Consider the following 15383-nt stretch of genomic DNA (forward strand, 5'->3'; position numbering starts at 1 on the left):
AGGGGCGCGAGTATAACCCAACAAAACCTCCGGATTCGTGTGGTCGCCCGCCCAAACGCTGGGTTAGACTCCTTGGCCCTGCCCAACTCGTGAAGTAGATGCCTGCCGATGCTTGAAGACTACGTCAAAAAGATCCTCACCTCGCGCGTGTATGACATCGCCGTGGAAACTCCCTTGCAGACTGCCCGCCAGCTCTCCGAGCGGTTGGGCAACAAGGTCTGGCTCAAGCGCGAAGACTTGCAGCCGGTGTTCTCGTTCAAGATTCGCGGCGCCTACAACAAGCTGACCCAATTGAGCAGCGAGGAACGCGCCCGTGGCGTGGTCACGGCATCGGCGGGCAACCATGCCCAGGGCCTGGCCCTGGCGGCCAAGGTGCTGGGGGTCAAGGCCACCATCGTGATGCCCAAGACCACCCCGGAGATCAAGGTCGAAGGCGTGCGCTCGCGGGGCGGCAAAGTGGTGCTGCACGGTGATTCCTTCCCGGAAGCCCTGGCCTATTCGCTCAAGCTGGTCGACGAAAAAGGCTACGTCTACATTCACCCCTACGATGATCCACACACCATTGCCGGGCAGGGCACCGTGGCGATGGAAATCCTGCGCCAGCACCCGGGGCCGCTGGACGCGATTTTCGTACCGGTGGGCGGCGGCGGGCTGATCGCCGGTATTGCGGCGTATGTGAAATACCTGCGTCCGGAAATCAAGATCATCGGCGTCGAGCCGGACGACTCCAACTGCCTGCAAGCCGCCATGGCGGCAGGCGAGCGCGTGGTGCTGCCGACCGTGGGAATCTTTGCCGATGGCGTGGCGGTGGCGCAGATCGGTCAACACACCTTCGACATCTGCAAGGATCATGTGGATGAAGTGATCACCGTCAGCACCGATGAAATCTGCGCGGCGATCAAGGATATCTACGACGACACGCGCTCCATCACCGAGCCGGCAGGCGCGTTGGGCGTGGCCGGGATCAAGAAGTACGTCGAGACTCGCGGCGTCAGCGGCCAGACCTTTGTCGCCATCGACTCTGGCGCCAACGTCAACTTCGATCGCCTGCGCCATGTGGCCGAGCGTGCCGAGCTGGGTGAAGGCCGCGAAGCCATCATCGCGGTAACCATCCCCGAGCAGCCGGGCAGTTTCAAGGCGTTCTGCGAGGCCGTGGGCAAGCGCCAGATCACCGAATTCAATTACCGCTACCACTCCGGCAGCGAAGCGCACATCTTCGTCGGCGTGCAGACCCACCCGGAAAACGATCCGCGCAGCGCACTGATCGCCAGCCTGACCAGCCAGGGTTTCCCCGTGCTGGACCTGACCGAAAACGAACTGGCCAAGTTGCACATTCGCCATATGGTGGGCGGCCATGCGGCCAAAGTCAGCGATGAGGTGGTGTTTCGCTTCGAATTTCCGGAGCGTCCGGGCGCCTTGTTCAACTTTTTGCACAAGCTGGGCGGGCGCTGGAACATTTCGATGTTCCACTATCGCAACCACGGTGCAGCGGACGGGCGTGTGGTCGCCGGGCTGCAAGTGCCGGCGGACGAGCGTCACCTGGTGCCGGCAGCCCTGGCTGAAATCGGCTACCCGTACTGGGATGAAAGCGAAAACCCGGCCTACCAGTTGTTCCTCGGTTGAGCGACTACGCTGACTGAGCGGCCTTTAAGGAATCGAGACCATGGAAACACTGACCACCCTCAAGGTTATCCACATCACCGCCACCGTGTTGCTGCTGCTCAGCGGCCTCGGCCTGGCCGTACTGGCCTGGCGTAAACGCAGTGCCGGCCCGGCGGTCATCGTGCAACGCCCATGGGCGTTCGTGTGGCTGCTGATGGGCATTTGCCTGGTCAGTATGCCGTTCACCGGTTGGTGGCTGGTGCACCTGATCGGCTGGCCCCTGGGGCAGACCTGGATTTTAGGCTCCAGCATCCTCTACACCGTGGCGGCGCTGGCGTGGTTCTGGCTGGTGGCGCGCCTTAATCGCCTGCGCAAAGGTGAGGGCGGCAGCCTGAATTTTACCCTGGTGCTGGCGGTGGTCAGCCTGGTGGGGTTTGTGGCGATTGCAGGGCTGATGGGCGCCAAGCCGGTTTAAAGCGTTAGATCGCGTCGCCTTCATCGCAGGCAAGCCAGCTCCCACAGGGGAATGCATTCCAAATGTGGGAGCTGGCTTGCCTGCGATAGCGTCATCAGCTGCGCAGAGTGATCACCGGCCAGCCCCGCTTCTGCGCTTCAGCGCGCAAATTCGGATCCGGATCCACCGCCACCGGATGCGTCACCTGCTCCAGCAACGGCAAATCATTCATCGAGTCGCTATAGAAGTAGCTGTCTTCCAGGCTGTACCCAGTCTCTTCCAGCCAGCGATTCAAGCGCGTCACTTTGCCTTCTCGAAAGCACGGCACATCAGTGCTGCGCCCGGTGTAGCGGCCGTTTTCCATCTCGCATTCGGTGGCGATCAGGGTGTCAACGCCTAGCCGTGCGGCAATTGGCGCAGTGACGAAGCGGTTGGTGGCGGTGATGATCACCAGCTTGTCGCCCGCGGCGTGGTGCTGGGCCAGCAGTTCCACCGCCTTGGGCAGCACGATCGGCTCGATGCAGTCGCGCATATAGTCGTTGTGCCACTCGTCCAGTTGGGCCATCTCGGTGCGGCCGAGGATTTCCAGGCAGAAGTTCAGGTAAGCGGCGTTATCCAGCTTGCCGGCCAGATAGTCCTGGTAGAACTCGTCGTTGCGGGCCTTGTAGGCCACCGGGTCGAGAATCCCACGCTCACACAGGTAATCGCCCCAGGCGTGATCGCTGTCACCGCCGAGAAGGGTGTTGTCCAAGTCGAATAAAGCCAGGCGCATTGCAGTTACTCGCTGAAAAGTCTGTAAAAAGGCGTCCAGAATACGGTCTTTTCACAAGAGTGCACATAAGGTAAGAAGCCTCGTTGCCGCTGGAACAATCTTTGTGGAACAATGCGGCGACATGCGTTTGCGAGGTTGTTGCCGTGATCGACCCCGATGGTTTCCGTCCTAATGTCGGGATTATTCTTACGAATGATGCCGGACAGGTGCTATGGGCTCGCCGAATCAACCAAGATGCCTGGCAGTTTCCTCAAGGTGGGATAAACCCCGACGAAACCCCTGAAGACGCCTTGTACCGTGAGTTGAACGAAGAAGTCGGCCTTGAGCGTGAAGATGTGCAGATTCTGGCCTGTACCCGTGGCTGGTTGCGCTATCGTTTGCCGCAACGCCTGGTGCGTACCCACAGCCAACCGCTGTGCATCGGCCAGAAGCAGAAATGGTTTCTTTTGCGCCTGATCTCCAACGAGCAGCGGGTGCGGATGGATTTGACCGGTAAACCGGAGTTCGATGGCTGGCGTTGGGTCAGCTATTGGTACCCGTTGGGCCAGGTGGTGACATTCAAGCGCGAGGTTTACCGCCGCGCTCTCAAAGAGCTTGCCCCGCGCCTTTTAGCGCGCGACTGACGACGGAGTTCGACCCCGAGCCATGCTCAATACGCTGCGCAAGATCGTCCAGGAAGTTAACTCCGCCAAGGATCTCAAGGCGGCGTTGGGGATTATTGTGTTGCGCGTCAAGGAAGCCATGGGCAGCCAGGTCTGCTCGGTTTACCTGCTGGACCCCGAGACCAACCGTTTTGTGCTGATGGCCACGGAGGGCTTGAACAAGCGCTCCATCGGCAAGGTCAGCATGGCGCCCAATGAAGGTCTGGTGGGCCTGGTGGGGACGCGTGAAGAACCCCTGAACCTCGAACATGCGGCCGACCACCCGCGTTATCGCTACTTCGCCGAAACCGGTGAAGAGCGCTACGCCTCGTTCCTGGGGGCGCCGATCATCCACCACCGCCGTGTTGTCGGCGTGTTGGTCATCCAGCAAAAAGAACGTCGCCAGTTCGATGAAGGTGAAGAAGCCTTCCTGGTGACCATGAGCGCGCAGTTGGCCGGGGTTATCGCCCACGCCGAAGCCACCGGCTCGATCCGCGGCCTGGGGCGCCAGGGCAAGGGCATCCAGGAAGCCAAGTTCGTCGGCGTGCCCGGTTCGCCGGGGGCTGCGGTGGGTACGGCGGTGGTCATGCTGCCGCCGGCCGACCTCGATGTGGTGCCGGACAAGACCGTCCACGATATCGAAGCCGAAATCAAACTGTTCAAGACTGCCCTGGAGGGCGTGCGCGCCGACATGCGCAACCTGTCGAACAAGCTGGCCACCCAGCTGCGCCCCGAAGAGCGTGCGCTGTTCGACGTGTACCAGATGATGCTCGACGACGCGTCCCTGGGTAACGAAGTCAAAACCGTGATCAAGACCGGCCAGTGGGCCCAGGGCGCGTTGCGCCAGGTGGTCACCGATCACGTCAACCGTTTCGAAATGATGGACGACGCCTACCTGCGCGAGCGGGCTTCGGATGTGCGCGACCTGGGTCGCCGCTTGCTGGCGTACCTGCAGGAAGACCGCAGCACCAACATGGTCTTCCCCGATAACACCATCCTGGTCAGCGAAGAGCTGACGGCCACTCAGCTCGGCGAAGTGCCTGAGGGCAAGCTGGTGGGCCTGGTCTCGGTATTGGGCTCGGGTAACTCCCACGTCGCGATCCTGGCCCGGGCCATGGGCATCCCGACGGTGATGGGCCTGGTGGACCTGCCGTACTCCAAGGTCGACGGCATCGACATGATCGTCGATGGGCATCGCGGCGAGGTATTTACCAACCCCAGCGACGTGCTGCGCAAGCAATACGCCGAAGTGGTGGAAGAAGAGAAGCAACTGGCCCAGGGCCTCGATTCGTTGCGCGAGCTGCCGTGCGTCACCCTCGACGGCCACCGCGTGCCGCTGCTGGTCAACACCGGCCTGCTGGCGGATGTGGCCCGCGCGCAACAACGCGGCGCCGAAGGGGTGGGGCTGTACCGCACCGAAGTGCCGTTCATGATCAACCAGCGTTTTCCGAGCGAGAAGGAGCAGCTGGCGATTTATCGCGAGCAACTGCAGGCCTTCCACCCGCTACCGGTGACGATGCGCAGCCTGGACATCGGCGGCGACAAGTCACTGTCGTATTTCCCCATCAAGGAAGACAACCCCTTCCTTGGCTGGCGTGGCATTCGCGTTACCCTCGACCATCCTGAAATCTTCCTCGTCCAGACCCGCGCCATGCTCAAGGCCAGCGAGGGGTTGAACAACCTGCGTATCCTGCTGCCGATGATCTCCGGCACCCATGAGCTGGAAGAAGCCCTGCACCTGATCCACCGTGCCTGGGGCGAAGTACGCGACGAAGGCGCCGACGTACCGATGCCGCCGATTGGCGTGATGATCGAAATTCCCGCAGCGGTATACCAGGCCAAGGAGTTGGCGCGGCAGGTGGACTTCCTCTCGGTGGGCTCCAACGACCTGACCCAGTACCTGCTGGCGGTGGACCGTAACAACCCACGGGTGGCCGACCTCTACGACTACCTGCACCCGGCGGTGTTGCAAGCGTTGCAACACGTGGTACGCGACGCCCATGCCGAAGGCAAGCCGGTGAGTATCTGCGGTGAGATGGCTGGCGACCCGGCCGCTGCGGTGTTGCTGATGGCGATGGGCTTTGACAGCCTGTCGATGAACGCCACCAACTTGCCGAAGGTGAAGTGGATGTTGCGCCAGGTTGACCTGGGCATGGCCAAGGATTTGCTCGCGCAGTTGATGACCATCGACAACCCGCAAGTTATCCACAGCTCGTTGCAGTTGGCGCTGAAGAACCTCGGGCTGACCCGGATGATCAACCCGGCCTCGGCGAAAACCCTCTAGACCGAGGCGCCTTCATCGCAGGCAAGCCAGCTCCCACAGGGAACTGCATTCCAAATGTGGGAGCTGGCTTGCCTGCGATGACGTCAGTCCAAGCGCCGTCAGATTTCCAGTTCGACCTCGCCCAGCCGCCCGCCGTGTGGGCCAAAGCTACGCTCCAGCATCCTGCGCGTCCCATCGGCATTCACAATCAGCGCCGTGCTGGCCCGTGTCCCATAACTGGGGCTGGCGATAAACACGCTCGATAGCAGGTTTTCGGTCGCCAGGCCTACGCCGGTGTCCGGCAGTTCAGCAAACGGGGCGGTCTGCGGGTCGCTGAGAATTCCCAGCAGTGCCTTAGGCTCGGGGTTCTCCAGTACTGCGCTGAACGCCGCCTTGGCCTTCACCAACTTAGGCCAGGGCGTATCCAGCCCGGCATTGGATAACCCGTAAACCCCAGCCTTCAGCAGCGTAGGCTCGGTATCATTGGCGTTGTAATGCCACAGCTCGTCCCGCGTCCCCACCAGCAGGTTAAACCCGGCATATTCAATCGAACGTCGATTAACGTCGGCTAAGTAGTCATCAATGGGCAGCGACCCACTGAGAAAGCGCGCCACCAGCTCGCCCCGCGACTTGCGTGCCGGTGGCTGGTGCGGGTCGCGGATATTGGTCAGCGCAGCGAAACGCCCATCCGAGTTGACACCCAACCAAGTGCCCCCGGCCTCCTGATCGCGGCCAGCATAGACCTGCGGCGCATCCGGCCACTGGGCCAGCGGCAGGCTGGGGCGGGCATAGAACTCATCGCGGTTGGCCGCGACGATCAGCGGTTGGGCATGGCCTGGTCGCCAGGCGAAAACAATCAGGCACATCGGGTGACCCCTTTTGTGTTTTTGCCACTCTACCCACAGATGTGCAGGCGTTCCATCGTAACGAAGTTGGGCCGTTCACCTTCCATCCGTTAACATGCCGGGCTATTTGGCGTGTATGTGAACTTCTTAATTTGATCTCGCCGCTGTAACGCAGGCTTAATCGCACATCGGCATGGTCCGGTGCGTCATGACTAAATGTTTTAAAGAGGAGTCGCAATGCTGCCTTACCCGCAGATCGACCCGGTGGCCCTGGCCATTGGTCCGCTGAAAATCCATTGGTACGGGTTGATGTACCTGATCGGCATCGGCGGTGCCTGGCTGTTGGCTTCCCGGCGCCTGAACCGTTTCGACCCGACCTGGACCAAGGAGAAGCTCTCCGACATGGTGTTCTGGATGTCGATGGGGGTGATCGTCGGCGGGCGCCTGGGGTATGTGCTGTTCTACGACCTGTCTGCGTATATCGCCAACCCGACGCTGATTTTCGAAGTGTGGAAGGGCGGCATGGCATTCCACGGCGGGTTTGTCGGCGTGATGATCGCTGCGTGGTGGTTCGGGCGCCGCAACGGCAAGTCGTTCTTCCAGTTGATGGATTTTGTGGCGCCGTTCGTGCCGATCGGCCTGGGTGCCGGGCGCATTGGCAACTTTATCAACGCCGAGTTGTGGGGCAAGCCGACCGACGTGCCGTGGGCCATGGTGTTCCCGCCGTTCAGCGACCCGGCGCAACTGCCGCGCCACCCGTCGCAGCTGTATCAGTTCGCGTTGGAAGGTGTGGCGCTGTTCCTTATTCTTTACCTCTTCTCGCGCAAGCCACGCCCTACCATGGCCGTGTCGGGTATGTTCGCGCTGTTCTACGGGATTTTCCGCTTTATCGTCGAGTTCGTTCGGGTGCCGGATGCGCAGTTGGGCTACCTGGCGTGGGGCTGGCTGACCATGGGTCAGGTGCTCAGCCTGCCGATGATCCTGGCGGGCCTGGGCATGTTGTGGTGGGCTTACAACCGCCCGCAGCCGCTGAAGAACGCCGCGCTTTAAATTCGAACGCCGAGGTTTGCCCGCCTCGGCTTCAACGATACAGGTACTCACATGAAGCAATATCTCGAACTGCTGCACGACGTCGTGACCAATGGCCTGACCAAGGGCGACCGCACCGGCACCGGCACCAAGGCCGTGTTCGCCCGTCAGTATCGGCATAACCTGGCCGACGGCTTCCCGCTGCTGACCACCAAGAAACTGCACTTCAAAAGCATCGCCAACGAGCTGATCTGGATGTTGAGCGGCAACACCAACATCAAATGGCTCAACGAAAATGGCGTGAAGATCTGGGATGAGTGGGCCACCGAAGACGGTGACCTGGGCCCGGTGTACGGCGAGCAGTGGACCGCCTGGCCTACCAAGGACGGCGGCACGATCAACCAGATCGACTACATGGTGCACACGCTCAAGACCAACCCCAACAGCCGCCGCATCCTGTTCCACGGCTGGAACGTCGAGTACCTGCCGGACGAAACCCAGAGCCCGCAGGAAAACGCGCGCAACGGCAAGCAAGCCCTGCCGCCGTGCCACTTGCTGTATCAGGCGTTCGTGCATGACGGCCATCTGTCGATGCAGCTGTATATCCGCAGCTCTGACGTATTCCTGGGGCTGCCGTATAACACCGCCGCGCTGGCGTTGCTGACCCATATGCTGGCCCAGCAATGCGACCTGATCCCTCACGAGATCATTGTCACCACTGGCGACACCCACGCTTACAGCAACCACATGGAACAGATCCAGACCCAGTTGGCGCGCACGCCGAAAAAGCTGCCGGAGCTGGTGATCAAGCGCAAGCCTGCTTCGATCTACGACTACAAGTTCGAAGACTTCGAGATCGTGGGCTACGACGCGGACCCAAGCATCAAGGCCGACGTGGCTATCTAACGGCCCAACGCGGTAAAAAACTGTGGGAGCTGGCTTGCCTGCGATAGCGGAGTGTCAGGCGACATCAATGTCGCGGGCCCACCGCTATCGCAGGCAAGCCAGCTCCCACATGGGTTGCGTGTTCGCTTGAGTTTAGTGGCCGTGGCTTCGGCCCACATGTGAAGGCTCGGCCTCACTGGCCGCAATCCCGCCGCTGACCTCCAACTGCTGCAAAATCCCGCACTGATCCCCACCGCCGCAACGTTGGCGCAGGTCCAGCAGTTGTTCCTGCAAGGCCAGCAATCCGTCGATCCGCGCTTTCACGTGGTGGATATGTTCGTCGATCAACGCATTCACGCTTTCGCACTGGTCCTGGGGGCTGTCGCGCAGCCCTAACAGGCTGCGGATTTCTTCGAGGGTCATGTCCAGGCTGCGGCAGTTGCGGATAAAGATCAGCCGCTCGGTGTGCGCCTGGGTATAGACCCGGTAGTTGCCCTCAGTGCGCGCAGGCGGTGGCAGCAGGCTTTCCTTCTCGTAATAACGGATGGTTTCCACCGGGCAGTCGGTGAGTTTGGCCAGTTCGCCGATCTTCATCGCAGCAATCTCCAAATGGGTGCTTGACCCTATAGTGGCTACAGGGTCTTTACTTGGCAACAGGCACCTTTACGGACGCGACCTGATGAGCCACTCCATTCACACCCCGCACAAGCACGACCACAAGCACGATCATGACCATGCTCATGATCACCCGCACGATCATGGTCACGATCACCCACATGATCACGCCCCGGCAAAACTCACGCCGGTGGATAGCCACGGCCACTCAGGCTCATGCTGTTCCGGCGCTGCCGGGCCTGCCGTGGTGACCCTGAGCGAAGCGCCCACCGCCGGCTCGCGCCTGAGCACTTTCCGCATCGAAGCCATGGACTGCCCCACCGAGCAGACGCTGATCCAGAACAAACTGGGCAAGCTCGCCGGCGTGCAGCAACTGGAATTCAACCTGATCAACCGCATCCTCGGTGTCACCCATGACCTGCCGAGCACGGCGCCGATCATTGCGGCGATCAAGTCCATCGGTATGCAGGCCGACCCTATCGAGGAAGGCAGCCCCACCGCCGCGCCGCCGGCCAAGAAGCATTGGTGGCCATTGGCAGTGTCGGGCGTGGGCGCCCTGGGTGCCGAAGTGCTGCACTTCACCGGTGTGGCACCGACTTGGGTGATCGCACTGGTGGCGCTGGTGTCGATCCTCAGCGGCGGCTTGACCACCTACAAAAAGGGCTGGATTGCCCTGAAAAACCTCAACCTGAACATCAACGCGCTGATGAGCATCGCGGTGACCGGCGCCATCCTGATTGGTCAGTGGCCGGAAGCGGCGATGGTGATGTTCCTGTTTACCGTGGCCGAGTTGATTGAAGCCAAGTCCCTGGACCGGGCGCGCAATGCCATCAGCGGCTTGATGCAGATGACCCCGGAGCAGGCCACCGTGCGCCAGGCTGACGGCTCATGGATGGAACAAGAGGTCAAAAGCATTGAACTTGGTGCGATCGTTCGAGTAAAACCCGGCGAGCGTATCGGCCTGGACGGTGAAGTCACTGCCGGTCAATCCACCATCGATCAGGCACCGATCACCGGGGAAAGCCTGCCGATTGAAAAGACCATCGGCGATAAAGTCTTCGCCGGCACCATCAACCAGGCCGGTTCCCTGGAGTACAAAGTCACTGCGGCGGCCAACAACTCGACCCTGGCGCGAATCATCCACGCCGTGGAACAAGCCCAAGGCGCACGGGCGCCGACCCAGCGCTTTGTCGACAGTTTTTCCAAGGTCTACACCCCGGCGGTGTTCCTGTTTGCCCTGGGCGTGGCGGTGATTCCGCCGCTGTTCATGGCGGGCGTGTGGTTCGACTGGATCTATCGCGCTCTCGTGCTGCTGGTGGTGGCATGCCCGTGTGCCTTGGTGATCTCCACACCGGTGACCATCGTCAGCGGCCTGGCCGCCGCAGCGCGCAAAGGCATCCTGATCAAGGGCGGCGTGTACCTGGAGGGCGGTTACAAGCTCGACTACCTGGCGCTCGACAAGACCGGCACCATCACCCACGGCAAACCGGTGCAAACCGATTACCTGCCGCTGTTCCCGAATCTTGAAGACAGCGCCCCGGCCCTGGCCGCCAGTTTGGCCGGGCGTTCCGACCACCCGGTGTCCCTGGCGATCGCCAACGCAGCTGTGGATAAAAACCTGGCGCTTCACGTTGTGGATAACTTCGAGGCTCTGGCCGGGCGCGGTGTGCGCGGCGACATCAACGGCCAGACCTATCACTTGGGCAACCACCGCCTGGTGGAAGACCTCGGCCTGTGCTCAGAGGCGTTGGAAGAAAAACTCTTCGCCCTGGAAAAACAAGGCAAGTCCGTGGTGCTGCTGCTGGACAAATCCGGCCCGCTGGCGCTGTTTGCCGTGGCCGACACCGTCAAGGACAGCAGCCGCGAAGCTATTGAGCAATTGCACGACCTGGGCATCAAAACCCTGATGCTCACCGGCGACAACACCCACACCGCCCAGGCGATTGCGACCCAAGTCGGCATCGACCAGGCCCAGGGTGACCTGTTGCCCACCGACAAGCTGCAAGCCATCGAAACCCTATACGGCCAAGGCCATCGGGTGGGCATGGTCGGTGATGGCATCAATGACGCGCCGGCTCTGGCCCGTGCCGAGATTGGCTTCGCCATGGCTGCAGCAGGCACCGACACCGCCATCGAGACCGCCGACGTGGCGCTGATGGATGATGATCTGCGCAAGATTCCGGCTTTCATTCGGCTGTCGCGCCAAACGTCGAGTATCCTCAAGCAGAACATCGCCCTGGCGCTGGTGATCAAGGCGATTTTCCTGGCCGTGACCTTCATGGGCATGGCGACCATGTGGATGGCGGTCTTCGCCGACATGGGCGTGAGTTTGCTGGTGGTGTTCAATGGCCTGCGCCTGTTGCGCAAATAGAGGATGAGAGGGTGGTGTGCTGAGTGCTGAGTTAAAGGCGTTTTTCATGGTCGCCCGCCTGGGCAGTATCACCCAGGCGGCGAAAAAACTCGGCCTGAGCCAGCCCACGGTGACCACCCAGATTCGCAACCTGGAAAGCCAATACGGCGTTGAGCTGTTCTATCGCGGTGGCCGTCGCCTGACGGTCAGCGAAGAAGGTGCGCGGCTGTTGCCGATGGTCAAGACGCTGTTGCAGCAGGAAGCGGATATCGAGTTTTTCCTGCGCAACAATGGTCAGGTCCAGGGCGCGCTGCGGATTGCCGCGACGGCGCCGTATTACATTCTCGACCTGGTCAAAGCCTTTCGTGAACGCCTGCCGCACGTGGAAGTGTCGGTGGAAATCGGCAACTCCCAGCAGGTGCTCGAAGCGCTGGATGATTACCGCGTCGACGTTGCGGCCTCTTCGCAATTGCTGGACGACCCGCGCCTGATCCGCCGCGTGCTGGGCACCGACCCGCTGGTGCTGGCGGTACATCGCAATCACCCGTTGGCCAAGCTTGAACATGTGTCGTTGAGCGCGCTGGCCGGGCATACGCTGTTGATGCGTGAAGCCGGCTCCACCACCCGCAGGCTGACCGAAGAACTGTTGAAAAGCGGCGGCGTGGGGTATGGGCCGTTGCTGGAGATTGGCAGCCGTGAGTCGATTCGCGAGGCGGTGCTGCGCAATATCGGCATCAGCATCATCGCTCGCCAGGAAGTGCCCCATGATCCGCAATTGCGTGTGCTGACCATCGAGAATGCGCCGCAGATTCCGGAGTATCTGTATTGCCTCAAAGAGCGTAAAGGTGCACGGCTGCCGGCGGCATTCCTTGGCCTGGCTCAGGAAATGTCGCCAATTTAAGTTCTGTGGCTGGCTTGAGGGCCAATCGGGAGCAAGCCCCCTCCCACATTTTGACCGCATTCTCATGTTGGAACCCGGTCAACTGTGGGAGGGGGCTTGCTCCCGATAGCGGTAGGACAGGCAACTCAGCTCCATGAGTCCTACACAAATCCACCAATACCACTATCACCCCGTTTTGCCTTTCTGCCACACCAACTACGCATTGCCTCCCTAGCATGGCCTTCATCCGTTCGATGAGGTGCCTTGCATGAACACAGCCCTGACCCAACCCGGCGCGCCCATGAAGGTGCGCGGGATCCAGAAACGCTTTGGCGCTTTCACCGCGCTGGACAACGTGTCCCTGGACGTCGCCGCCGGCGAGCTGGTGTGCCTGCTGGGCCCGTCCGGCTGCGGCAAGACCACGTTGTTGCGCTGCATCGCCGGCCTGGAGCGTCAGGACAGCGGTGAGCTTTACCTGGGCGAGCGGGACGTTTCCCTGCTGCCGCCCCAGGCGCGAGACTACGGCATCCTGTTTCAGTCCTACGCGCTGTTCCCCAATCTCACGGTTGAAGCAAACATCGGCTACGGCCTCACAGGCAGCGGCCGCGATGAAGTGCGCAAGCGCGTCGGGCAGATGCTTGAACTGGTCGGTTTGGTCGGCAGCGAAAAGAAATACCCCGGTCAACTCTCCGGCGGCCAGCAGCAACGGGTGGCCCTGGCCCGGGCATTGGCGCCGGCTCCTTCGCTGTTGCTGCTGGATGAACCGATGTCGGCCCTCGACGCCCGTGTGCGCGAGCATTTGTGCACCGAGCTGCGCCAATTGCAGCGGCGCCTGGGTATTACCACCTTGATGGTGACCCACAACCAGGACGAAGCCATGTTGATGGCCGACCGCATTGCCGTGATGAATAACGGTAAGGTCGAGCAGTACGCCACGCCCCAGGAGATCTACGACCGCCCGGCCACACCCTTCGTGGCCGAGTTTGTTGGCCAGGGCAACTGGTTGCCGTTCAGCCGTAGCAGCGCCAGCCATGCCCAGGTCGGCGGAATGAATATGCGCCTGGCCGACGATGCCGGTGTGGCCCGGTCCGGCCGCCTGTTCTGTCGCCCGGAAGCGATCAGCGTCAACCCGACGGTGCATGAAGAAAACCTGTTCCCGGCCAAGGTTCGCGAAATTACTTTCCTCGGCAACCGCTGCCGCATGAGCTTTGAGTTGGAGCAGTTGCCGGGCCATCCGTTGCTGGCCGAACTGGCGCCCGAAGCCATGCCGCGCCTGGGCGCCCAGGACATCTGGGTGGCCTTGCCGCCGCGCAGCCTGCAGGTGTTTGCCTGAGATGGCCGCCGTCATGACATTGCCGGTACCGCGTCAGGTGTCCCGCGCCGAGTGGGGCGACCGCCTCTTTGTGGTCGGCGGTAAATGGCTCTGGCTCGGCCTGCTGGTGGTGGCGGTCCTGCTGCCGCTGCTGGCGATCTTCTGGCGCGGCTTCAGCAGCGAAGCCGGGCAGGGCGGTGGCCTGGTTGCAGCGCGGGAGCTGCTGACCAGCGCCAACTTCCACTGGTTGCTGGGCAATAGCCTGAAAGTTTCCCTCAGCGTGGCGGCCATCGTCGTACCGCTGGCTTACCTGTTTGCCTACGCCCTGCAACGTACGCTGATTCCCGGCAAGACCGTCTGGCGCGGTTTGTCATTGCTGCCCTTGATGGCGCCGTCGATGCTGCCGGGCATTGCCCTGGTCTATCTGTTCGGCAACCAGGGCATGTTGCGCGGCTTGCTCTCGGACAATATCTACGGCTTCTGGGGCATTGTGCTCGGTGAAGTGATCTACACCTTTCCCCATGCCTTGATGATCTTGCTCTCGGCGCTGTCCCTGGCGGATGCACGCTTGTTCGATGCGGCGTCGAGCATGGGCGCCAGCCCGGCCCGGGCGTTTCGCAGCATCACCTGGCCGGCCACGCGCCAGGCGGTGTTCGCCGCGTTCTGCCTGGTGTTTACCCTGACCATCACCGACTTCGGTGTGCCGGTGGTGGTGGGCGGTGATTACCAGGTGTTGGCGCTGGAAGCCTACAAGGCGGTGGTCGGTCAGCAACAGTTCGGGCGCGGCGCGTTGATCGGCATGGTGTTGCTGCTACCGGCACTGTTCAGCTTTGGCGTGGATGCCTGGTTGCGCCGTCGGCATGGCGACTCGATGAGCGGTCGCGCCCAGGTGTTTCTGCCCGCGCCATCGCGGCTGCGCGACGGTTGCTACCTGGCCATCGTGTTGCTGATTTGCGCGGTGTTGCTGCTGGTGTTCGGCATGGCGGTGTATTCGTCGCTGGTGAAGTTCTGGCCGTACAACCTGTCGCTATCGCTCAACCACTACCAGTTCGAAGACACCGCCGGCGGCGGCTGGCTGGCCTACCGCAACAGCCTGACCATGGCGCTGTGCACGGCGTTGATCGGCAGTGTGTTGATCTTCACCGGTGCCTACCTGATGGAGAAGACCAAGGGCCAGAAGGGCCTGAACCTGGCGCTGCGCATGCTCAGCTTCGTACCGATGGCGGTGCCGGGGCTGGTGCTCGGCTTGGGCTACGTGTTCTTTTTCAACCTCAACGGCAACCCGCTGCACGTGTTCTACGGGAGCATGGCGTTGCTGGTGGTGTGCACCATTGCGCACTACCTGACCACCGCGCAGATGACCGCGACCACCGCCCTGCGCCAGCTGGACGCCGAGTTCGAAGCGGCGGCGTTGTCGCTCAAGGCGCCGTTGTACCGCCACTATTGGCGCGTCACGGTGCCGATCTGCCTGCCGGCGCTGCTGGATATCCTGCGCTACCTGTTTGTGTCGGCGATGACCACTGTGTCCGCCGCGATCTTTCTCTACAGCCCCGACACCATCCTCGCCGCCGTCGCCGTGCTGAACATGGACGACGCCGGCAACGTGGGCGGCGCGGCGGCCATGTCGACCCTGATCCTGTTCACCTCAGTCGGCGTCTCGCTGTTGCTGGCGTGGGCCTCACGTGGCGCGCTGCGTCGCTCCCAAGCCTGGCGCCAGACCGCGCCCGGCCAATAA

The 15383-nt window shown here is 61.8% G+C and carries 13 protein-coding genes; 10 read left to right on the forward strand and 3 right to left on the reverse strand.

Translation table 11 applies throughout. The features are described 5' to 3' along the window. Positions 1-108 precede the first annotated feature (108 nt). Both ilvA and E3O56_RS05090 read left to right on the forward strand, forming a co-directional pair. Positions 109-1623 carry a threonine ammonia-lyase, biosynthetic gene (gene ilvA / locus E3O56_RS05085; protein ID WP_032878878.1) on the forward strand — a complete coding sequence of 505 codons (1515 nt, stop codon included), beginning with the start codon at positions 109-111 and terminating at the stop codon, positions 1621-1623. Between the two features lie 40 nt (positions 1624-1663). After that, positions 1664-2077 (forward strand): DUF2269 family protein, encoded by a 414-nt coding sequence (locus E3O56_RS05090; RefSeq protein WP_078822576.1) that lies wholly within the window; start codon positions 1664-1666, stop codon positions 2075-2077. A 94-nt stretch (positions 2078-2171) separates the two neighbouring features. Here E3O56_RS05090 and E3O56_RS05095 read toward each other — a convergent pair whose 3' ends face one another. Next, positions 2172-2828: an HAD family hydrolase gene (locus E3O56_RS05095; protein WP_032878883.1), complete on the reverse strand. Its 657-nt coding sequence runs from the start codon at positions 2826-2828 to the stop codon at positions 2172-2174. 143 nt (positions 2829-2971) lie between these two features. Between E3O56_RS05095 and E3O56_RS05100 the strand changes: the two genes are divergently transcribed. Together E3O56_RS05100 and ptsP are read left to right on the forward strand one after the other, a co-directional pair. Further along, positions 2972-3451 (forward strand): RNA pyrophosphohydrolase, encoded by a 480-nt coding sequence (locus E3O56_RS05100; protein ID WP_003176750.1) that lies wholly within the window; start codon positions 2972-2974, stop codon positions 3449-3451. A gap of 22 nt (positions 3452-3473) precedes the next feature. Beyond that, positions 3474-5753, forward strand: coding sequence for a phosphoenolpyruvate--protein phosphotransferase (gene ptsP, locus E3O56_RS05105; RefSeq protein WP_005792331.1), 2280 nt, complete (start codon positions 3474-3476; stop codon positions 5751-5753). Positions 5754-5851: 98 nt separating this feature from the next. Here the strand turns inward: ptsP and E3O56_RS05110 are convergent, their stop codons facing one another. Next, complete coding sequence (locus tag E3O56_RS05110) at positions 5852-6598, reverse strand: NRDE family protein (protein ID WP_223017744.1); 747 nt, start codon at positions 6596-6598, stop codon at positions 5852-5854. Between the two features lie 216 nt (positions 6599-6814). On the opposite strand from E3O56_RS05110, the gene lgt reads away from it, so the two are divergent. Continuing rightward, positions 6815-7627: a prolipoprotein diacylglyceryl transferase gene (gene lgt / locus E3O56_RS05115; protein ID WP_005792329.1), complete on the forward strand. Its 813-nt coding sequence runs from the start codon at positions 6815-6817 to the stop codon at positions 7625-7627. A gap of 51 nt (positions 7628-7678) precedes the next feature. Next, positions 7679-8512, forward strand: coding sequence for a thymidylate synthase (locus E3O56_RS05120; RefSeq protein WP_005792328.1), 834 nt, complete (start codon positions 7679-7681; stop codon positions 8510-8512). 132 nt (positions 8513-8644) lie between these two features. Here E3O56_RS05120 and cadR read toward each other — a convergent pair whose 3' ends face one another. Next, on the reverse strand, positions 8645-9085 hold the full coding sequence (gene cadR, locus E3O56_RS05125) for a Cd(II)/Pb(II)-responsive transcriptional regulator (RefSeq protein WP_103734214.1): 441 nt from the start codon (positions 9083-9085) through the stop codon (positions 8645-8647). An 85-nt stretch (positions 9086-9170) separates the two neighbouring features. Between cadR and E3O56_RS05130 the strand changes: the two genes are divergently transcribed. The 4 genes from E3O56_RS05130 to E3O56_RS05145 all read left to right on the forward strand — a co-directional run bounded on the left by E3O56_RS05130 (position 9171) and on the right by E3O56_RS05145 (position 15383). Further along, the gene (locus E3O56_RS05130; protein ID WP_248127942.1) at positions 9171-11477 is read left to right on the forward strand and encodes a heavy metal translocating P-type ATPase; all 2307 of its coding nucleotides are present in this window, start codon (positions 9171-9173) and stop codon (positions 11475-11477) included. 16 nt (positions 11478-11493) lie between these two features. Continuing rightward, complete coding sequence (locus tag E3O56_RS05135; protein ID WP_248127943.1) at positions 11494-12357, forward strand: LysR family transcriptional regulator; 864 nt, start codon at positions 11494-11496, stop codon at positions 12355-12357. Positions 12358-12604: 247 nt separating this feature from the next. Beyond that, a complete protein-coding gene (locus E3O56_RS05140; RefSeq protein ID WP_078822573.1) occupies positions 12605-13669 on the forward strand; it encodes a putative 2-aminoethylphosphonate ABC transporter ATP-binding protein in 1065 nt (354 codons plus the stop codon). Between the two features lies 1 nt (position 13670). Next, a complete protein-coding gene (locus E3O56_RS05145) occupies positions 13671-15383 on the forward strand; it encodes a putative 2-aminoethylphosphonate ABC transporter permease subunit (protein WP_032878889.1) in 1713 nt (570 codons plus the stop codon).

The organism is Pseudomonas sp. W2Aug9 (assembly GCF_023127755.1).
GTDB lineage: Bacteria > Pseudomonadota > Gammaproteobacteria > Pseudomonadales > Pseudomonadaceae > Aquipseudomonas > Aquipseudomonas synxantha_A.